The organism is uncultured Anaerovibrio sp. (genome assembly GCA_902786545.1).
Classification (GTDB): Bacteria; Bacillota; Negativicutes; order Selenomonadales; family Selenomonadaceae; genus Anaerovibrio.
Genome location: CADACU010000104.1, coordinates 1,148 through 3,325 on the forward strand (window position 1 = coordinate 1,148; position 2,178 = coordinate 3,325).

Below are 2,178 nucleotides of genomic sequence, written 5' to 3' on the forward strand. Positions count from 1 at the left end.
ATACCAGCTTCCACATAGATATATACAGGCTTATCATTGTTTCCTAAACTCTTATCTACCTCTATGGTTAAATTGGGAATACTGTTCGTTTTGGGCACACGAATAATATCACTGTCAAATAAATTACTGGATGTTTTTACCGTTTGGTCACTGGCCTTATTTTCTGTGTTAGCCGTCATTTTCTCCATATAATCATAAAATGTCTTAAAATTATAATTATAATATTCAGCCCTGCTCCAATAACCGCTTTTTAATGTCCCATTTTCATCAAATTTAGCCTTATCCTCATCTTTGCCTTCCATTAGGGTATTGATATTATTGCTTGCATTTTTTTCCCTAGCCGCAGAAGTAAAAAAACGGTCTAACTTGGGCGTTTGTGTACTATAAGAAAGTGATTCATATTTATAGTTAGGATTATTTACGCCATCCCCCTTGGTATATACGATTCGGCCATCAAACGTAGTCGTAATCATATTCTTCGAATCGGTACTATAGCTGTTATTGGATAATTTGTCCGGATTTTCCAAGGAGTTAACGGCATCAAATTTCTCTTTAAAGATAAACATATTGTTAAAGAAACCACCACCAGCCCGCTTAGGTACAACTGCCACACTATACACAGGTACGGTAAAGGTTTCCTTCTTCTTAAATTTTTTGTAAATACCACCCAGGAAATACAACGGGACTTCCTTAGTCAGTTTCACGCGGTAATACGTTATCTTATCTTTGCTTTTTGCTTGGTATTTCCTTTCTATTATAGATTCAGAAGGGTTAAGGTTGTGGTATTCTCCTTGCACATACTGTTCTGCCATCTTATCTGCCTTGGGATGATTGTTTTCCTTTTCACCTTGAAACGCATATTCATGGGCACCGGCAAGAGCCGCTGCATCAGCAGCATTTTGCAGACGGCTGTATTGCACGTAAACATGGCCTAAATCCACGGCGAGGCCAGTACCTACAATAAGCATTGGCAGGAGCAATGCCGTAAATGCTATAATGGCGCCCTGTTGGCGCCATTAATAGCAAAGTCGGTACTAAAGTTACGACAAAGAGTGCCGGGAAGATAAAAACGACCAACGGGAAGACGATTTTTACCGGCGCACGCATGGCCTCCGCCTTGATGTACTGGCGGCGCCGTTCCCGGATATTATCGGCCTGATTCTTTAAGGTCTTGCCCATACTGGTTCCTAACCGTTCTGCCTGAATAACAGACGTCATGAATAAGGATACGTCCTGCACATCACAGCGGTCGGCCATATTTTTCATCGCCGTACGGCGTACCATGCCCATACGGATATCTTCCTGCATATGCTTGCATTCACGGATAAGCTCGCCCTTCATTCTGGCGGTAATCTTGCTCAGCGCTGCATCAAAGGACAGCCCTGCCTGCACGCTGACACACAGGAGGTCTAAAACTTCGGGCAGCTGACAGGCAATCTGTTCCTGCCGTTTTTGAGCCATAGTATTCAAGCACACCACTGGCATCAAACCGCCTAAAATGCCGCCTAACAAGATGTAAACAGCCTTTTGAATCAGCAAATAATGACTGTCGCTTACCAAGTAGAACATCAACAGCCACATGGTCAATGCCCCGAGAAAGCAAACCGCGATGAATTGCGGCGCCGTACATTCGTCAATCCTGCCTGCCATAATCAGGCGTTTTTCCACCAGTGCCAACACTTGTTTGGGCGTAAAGCGCTGAATTGACTCGGCTAAGTATTCACCTGCAGGCTTTACGACACGCTCCATAAAGGGAATATCCTTTAGTTTGCGGCGGCCTGTCTGCTTTTCTGCCAAGAGTTGGTTGTCCGCATCCAAAGCGAAAATTCTCTGCCGCACACTATTTTCCGGCAGAATCACCTTGCGGATAAAGGCAAACATAAGCAAAAAAGCGGTCAATGATAAAGCCAATGCAAAAGCTGCTACTAACATCAGCGATATGCCCTCCTATCCGCCGTTTCTGCGGCAAAAAAATCCTCTGCAATATCCACACCATTTACCGCGAATTTCTCCATAAAATTGGGTTTTAGCCCTGTGGACACAAAACGTCCCAACGGTTTTCCATTTTCATCATAACCAGATTGCTGATAATAGAAAATGTCCTGCATGGTGATGGTATTTTCCTCCAAATGCTGGACTTCTGTGATATGCGTAATCTTACGGCTGCCATCCCGCATA

The 2,178-nt window shown here is 43.8% G+C and carries 2 protein-coding genes and 1 pseudogene; all 3 read right to left on the minus strand.

Annotation, left to right across the window (positions count from 1 at the left end; all coding sequences use genetic code 11):
- The coding region (locus tag QZV24_RS10525; protein WP_294523618.1) for a pilus assembly protein TadG-related protein at window positions 1–968 on the minus strand (968 nt) is incomplete at its 3' end.
- Entirely contained in the window at window positions 889–1,932 is a 1,044-nt protein-coding gene (locus tag QZV24_RS10530; RefSeq protein WP_294523619.1) for a type II secretion system F family protein, read from the minus strand. The genes QZV24_RS10530 and QZV24_RS10525, both read right to left, overlap by 80 nt.
- Window positions 1,932–2,178, minus strand: a pseudogene (locus QZV24_RS10535) (CpaF family protein); the annotation flags it as partial. The gene QZV24_RS10530 and the pseudogene QZV24_RS10535, both read right to left, overlap by 1 nt.